This window comes from Halomonas campaniensis (assembly GCF_002211105.1).
Taxonomy (GTDB): Bacteria; Pseudomonadota; Gammaproteobacteria; order Pseudomonadales; family Halomonadaceae; genus Vreelandella; species Vreelandella campaniensis_A.
The window spans coordinates 18,129-23,273 of the sequence record NZ_JPUA01000031.1; the positions used below are offsets into that span (position 1 = coordinate 18,129).

Consider the following 5,145-nt stretch of genomic DNA (forward strand, 5'->3'; position numbering starts at 1 on the left):
CGGCTGACGGCTTCGACCAGTTCGCCAGCGACATAGCGCAGCGTCACCGCTACGCCGTCCACTTTGGGTTGAATCCACAAGTCTTCGCGGCGGCTGGTAAAGCGCCTGACGCCCTCGTCATCGGCTTTATTGAGACCGCGCTGGGCCGCTGGGTGCGCACGGGTGCCGTCGCTACTGCTCACACGGGTCAGCGGACGATGGGGCGTCGTGTCACCCAGGCAGGCCTGCCAACTTTCCAGACGTGCCAGCGCCTGATCGTAAAGCTCATCAGCAACCAGCGATTCACCGCCATCATGGTAAGCGCGATCCCACACCTCGATATGTTCGGTCAGCGCCTGGGTCTCCAGCGCTAGCTGCTCCTGAGGCCAGTCGGGGCACTCTTCTGACTGCGCCATAAACGCCATGACTAACAGGCCACTCAGCAACCCCACTTTCATCACCCATCGCCCACCCAGCATATCCGCACTCCCTTGATGACAAGAAAAGACACAGTGCCTGCAACGCCATGCTAAGTTTAACTTAACTCAAAGTATGAGCGATGCAATACAAGGCAAATTTCTAACGCGCGAAATGAATATGCAGCCGATCATGGTGGGGCGAGGTTTCTATATGGGCATCTACCGCAAAGACATCGCTCAGCAGACGCTGGGTCAACACCTCTTCAGGCGTACCGGCAGCCACTATTTTACCCGCCTGCATAACCAGCAGTCGATCACAGTACATCGCGGCGTGGTTGAGATCATGGAGTGCCATGATACTGGTCATCGGCAGGCTGGAGACCAGCCGCAACAGGTTGACCTGATGCTGCACATCCAGGTGGTTGGTGGGTTCGTCGAGAATGAGTTCTTTGGGTGATTGAGCCAGGGCCCGCGCCACATGAGTGCGCTGTTTCTCCCCCCCGGAGAGGCTATGCCAGGCATCGTTGCGCTTTGCGCTCATACCGGTTCGCTCCAGCGCTGCGTTGACCGTTGTATCGTCCTCGCGCGTCCAGCCCGAGAGCATCGAACGGTGTGGGAAACGGCCCAGCTTGACCACGTCGATCACCTTGAGGTTGGCATTGGTCGTGGCGTGCTGTTCGATGAAGGCCACGCGCTGGGCAATGGTTCGGCGGCGAAAGGTTGAAAGCTCCTGCCCATCCAGCATGACACGTCCGGCATGCGGTCGCTTGAGGCCGGCCAGCAGCCGTAACAGTGAGGTCTTGCCGGAGCCATTGGGGCCCAGCACCCCCAGTAGCTTCCCCTGTTCGGCTTCGAAGGAGACACCATCGATCACCGTCTTGGTGCCGATTTTCCAAATCAGATTGTCGGCCTTGATGCTCATGATGCGCGCTGTAACCGGTAAAGAATGACAGAGAAGAACGGCACGCCCACAAGCGCCGTGACCACACCAATCGGCAGGGATTGCTGCGGAATCAGCACGCGGGAGGCGATATCCGCTACCACCATGAAGATCGCCCCCACGATGGCGCAGGCAGGCAGCAGGACGGCGTGGCGTGGCCCCACCACGAAACGCGCCGCGTGGGGAACCACCAGGCCAACGAAGCCAATGGTGCCCACCATGCTGACGATGGTAGCGGTAATGACGGCAGTGAGTGCGAACAGGACGATTCTCGTTTGACCGACATTGACGCCCAGGGAGGCAGCGGCCTCATCGCCGAAGGCAAAGGCATCCAGCACCCGTGCATAGCACAGACATGCAATCAGCCCCAGCCCGACCACGACCGATACCAGAAAAAAATCCGGCCAGCGCACGCCGCCAAAGCTGCCGAGCAGCCAGAACATTACATCCCGCGCCTGCTGAGCATTGCCCGCCGTGGTGACGAAATAAGAGGTTACGGCGTTGAAGAGCTGCGACGCCGCAACCCCCGCCAGAATGGTGCGGTCAGCACCACCGCGCGCACCGTTCGACAGCAGCGCCACAAACAAAAAAGCGGCAAAAGCGCCGATAAAGGCGCCCGAGGAGAGCGATACCGCGCCAGCGCCGAGCCCCAAGATGACGATCAGTACGGCGCCCGTGGATGCCCCCGCGGAGATACCGAGTACATACGGCTCTGCCAAGGGATTACGCAGCATCGACTGCATGATAGCGCCCGCCAATGCCAGTCCGGCACCGCAGAAGGCGGCCACCAGCGCTCGGCTCAAGCGATAATCCCAAACGATGGCTTCGTGAATACGATTGAGCTCGAACGACGACCAGCCGAGCTTGTTGGTGATCACCGCGTAGGTCGTCGTCAACGGGATCGGCATATCGCCAATCCCGACGCTGATCCCCACCACCAGGGCAATCGCTACAAGCGAAGCAAGCAGCAGGGCTGGCACCCATACCCAGTGTGATAGCCGCTCAGTTGATTGCGGCATTTCAATTGTGACACTCATCTCAGGCCGAGCGCCTCAAGCTGTTCGGCTACCTCTTCCGCACCGAAGATCGTCCTCATCGTCGGATCCATGGCGTGTCCATCCATGACCACGATCGCGCCGTTTTTAACCGCCCTCATCTCGCGCGTCGCCGGATCCGAATTGAGAAACTCGATCTTGGCCTCCGAGTTGTCTAAATCCCAGCGATTACGGTCAACGCGAGCCACCACAATGACGTCTGGATCGGCCGCGATGATGCTTTCCCACCCAAGTGCCGGCCACTCCGCATCAGAGTCAATGGCATTGGTTCCCCCGAGCACGTCCGCAATGAAGCCAGAAGCGCCGTTTTTACCGCCAAGGTAGGCATCGGCAGACGGCGACGGGCTGGAGAACCAGAAGACAAAGGAGAGCGGGTCGCTATCTTCGGGCGTCTCTGCCCGTAGCACCGCTTCGCGCTGCTTTAGATCTTCGATCAGTGCCTGGCCTCGCGCGTCGACGTCGAATATCCGAGCCATTTCGTCGATCTCCTGATACAGGCCGTCCATACTCCAGCGCTGCTCGCGACTGCCGTAACCGAACTTGTCCTTGGCCGCGTCTTCGGCAACGCAGGTGTTGGGGGACAAGTAGGTCGCCACCCCCACGTTATCGAAGTCCTCCCGCGTCGCCACTCTGCTGGAGGGGCCGATCAGGCTAGGTAGCGCGGCCGTGACGAGATCCGGATTTTTGGCCAGGATGGATTCGAACGTCGGAAACTCGACCGTCAAGACCTCCACCTTGGCATTGGCCTCGGCCAGTTGCGGCAAGACCTGATTGGGCCAGAAGGCGGTACCTACCATCCTGTCTTCGAGACCGAGCATCAGCATGATCTCCGCACTGGCTTGCCCCAGGCCGATCGCCCGCTCGGGTGCTTGCTCGAAAGTCACCTCCACGCCGCAGTTGTTCAGTGTCAAAGGGTATTGTGTGTTATCCGCCAGCGCCGAGGACGAAGCCAGGCTCAGCAGAGTGGAGAATCCGGTCACAGCAAGAAGACGTGTCATGGAGCACCCATCACTATAGGTAGAGGTGTAACGATTACAGCGGCTGCACTGATCAGATAACGCCAGTACTGATACGCATTTACCAGCGCGCGCACTATAATCGAAAACCATTCTCATCACAACCTTCAGCCATGCGCCCCAATAGAAACGCCCCCTGCATGGAGCAGGAGGCGCTGGGGGTTAGCTTCAGGCGGCTAAGCGCTTACAAACCGGCAGACTTACGCAGCGCTTCAGCTTTATCAACCTTTTCCCACGGGAAGGCGGTAAAGGTTTCGGTATGCGCTTGGCCTTTATCGTCGCTCCAGGTGTAGCTGTGCTCGAACGGCGCCCGGCCAAAGTGGCCGTAAGCAGCGGTGAGCTGATACATGGGATGAAGCAGATCAAGCATTTTGGTGATCGCGTAGGGGCGCAGGTCAAAGTGCTCGCGAACCAGCGCTACGATCCTGGTATCGTCAATTTTCCCCGTGCCGAACGTATCGATGGAGACCGAGGTCGGCTCGGCAACACCAATCGCGTAGGAGACCTGAATCTCACACTTGTCAGCCAGGCCCGAGGCCACCACGTTCTTGGCCACATAGCGGCCCGCATAGGCGGCGCTGCGATCCACTTTAGAGGGGTCTTTGCCCGAGAAAGCGCCACCACCGTGACGTGCCATGCCGCCGTAGGTGTCGACGATGATTTTACGTCCGGTCAGCCCGCAGTCACCTACCGGGCCGCCAATTACGAATTTGCCGGTGGGGTTGATATGGTACTGGGTACTCTCATCCAACCACTCAGCGGGGATCACCTGCTCGATAACCTCGCGCTTGATCATTTTGCGCAGGTCTTCTTGGTCAATGTCGGGATCGTGCTGGGTAGACAGAACAATGGCATCGACACCACAGGGCTGGCCTTCGGCGTTATAGCGGAAGGTGACCTGGCTCTTGGCATCCGGGCGTAGCCATGGCAGTAGGCCATTTTTACGCAGCTCAGCCTGACGCTCCACTAAACGGTGGGAGTAGTGGATTGGCGCGGGCATAAATGAATCGGTTTCGTTGGTCGCATAGCCAAACATCAATCCCTGATCGCCAGCGCCCTGATCTTCCGGCTTACTGCGGTCAACGCCCTGGGCGATATCGACACTCTGCTTGCCTATCAGGTTAACCACGCCGCAGGTCGCGCCGTCAAAACCGACGTCAGACGAATTATAGCCAATGCTGATAATCACATCGCGTACGAGGGTTTCTAAATCGACCCAGGCGGAGGTGGTAATCTCGCCAGCAATAATCGCCACCCCGGTTTTCACCATGGTTTCACAGGCAACACGCGCCTGTTTATCCCGGGCGATAATGGCATCTAGCACCGCGTCAGAGATCTGATCGGCAATCTTATCGGGGTGACCTTCGGAGACGGACTCGGAGGTAAACAGGGAATATTCGCTCATCGCGCACTCTACCCTCTGTATGACGGCTGTAGATAGTAGTCCACAGCATCAGCAGGAAATCATGGCAGGTGACCCCTGCCCGTATTAGTGAAGCGGCAGCATTATTTTTCTACCGCTTCGGGAGGCAGAGTCTACACGCTGTGGGCGATGCTTCCCAGAACGTGATCCTCAGAATTTGCCGCTAGATTTGCCGACACATGGGAAGTCAGCGACAATAGCGCCTTTATAATTTCTGTTTTCAGGCGAGGAGCACCCCCATGCCGTCCCGTTTTGAGCTAGCCAATGCCATTCGCGCCCTCTCCATGGATGCCGTTCAGAAGGCCAAGTCCGG

Annotated in this window: 4 protein-coding genes and 1 pseudogene; all 5 read right to left on the reverse strand. The window is 58.5% G+C overall.

What is annotated here, in order from left to right:
• Positions 1-458: pseudogene (locus JI62_RS22905) on the reverse strand (NAD-dependent DNA ligase LigB); the annotation flags it as partial.
• Positions 459-558: 100 nt separating this feature from the next.
• On the reverse strand, positions 559-1,320 hold the full coding sequence (locus tag JI62_RS11575) for an ABC transporter ATP-binding protein (protein ID WP_088700310.1): 762 nt from the start codon (positions 1,318-1,320) through the stop codon (positions 559-561).
• Positions 1,317-2,375 (reverse strand): FecCD family ABC transporter permease, encoded by a 1,059-nt coding sequence (locus JI62_RS11580; protein WP_205737512.1) that lies wholly within the window; start codon positions 2,373-2,375, stop codon positions 1,317-1,319. The genes JI62_RS11575 and JI62_RS11580 overlap by 4 nt, the downstream gene beginning before the upstream one ends.
• The gene (locus JI62_RS11585) at positions 2,372-3,391 is read right to left on the reverse strand and encodes an ABC transporter substrate-binding protein (protein WP_088700311.1); all 1,020 of its coding nucleotides are present in this window, start codon (positions 3,389-3,391) and stop codon (positions 2,372-2,374) included. The genes JI62_RS11580 and JI62_RS11585 overlap by 4 nt, the downstream gene beginning before the upstream one ends.
• Positions 3,392-3,593: 202 nt before the next feature.
• Complete coding sequence (metK, locus tag JI62_RS11590; protein ID WP_088700312.1) at positions 3,594-4,814, reverse strand: methionine adenosyltransferase; 1,221 nt, start codon at positions 4,812-4,814, stop codon at positions 3,594-3,596.
• Between the last annotated feature and the right edge of the window lie 331 nt (positions 4,815-5,145).

What these genes read in the sequence shown, in the direction of transcription:
- JI62_RS11575 (WP_088700310.1), bottom strand. Translation starts at nt 1,320, where the DNA reads ATGAGCATCAAGGCCGACAATCTGATTTGGAAAATCGGCACCAAGACG.
- JI62_RS11580 (WP_205737512.1), bottom strand. Translation starts at nt 2,375, where the DNA reads ATGAGTGTCACAATTGAAATGCCGCAATCAACTGAGCGGCTATCACAC.
- JI62_RS11585 (WP_088700311.1), bottom strand. Translation starts at nt 3,391, where the DNA reads ATGACACGTCTTCTTGCTGTGACCGGATTCTCCACTCTGCTGAGCCTG.
- metK (WP_088700312.1), bottom strand. Translation starts at nt 4,814, where the DNA reads ATGAGCGAATATTCCCTGTTTACCTCCGAGTCCGTCTCCGAAGGTCAC.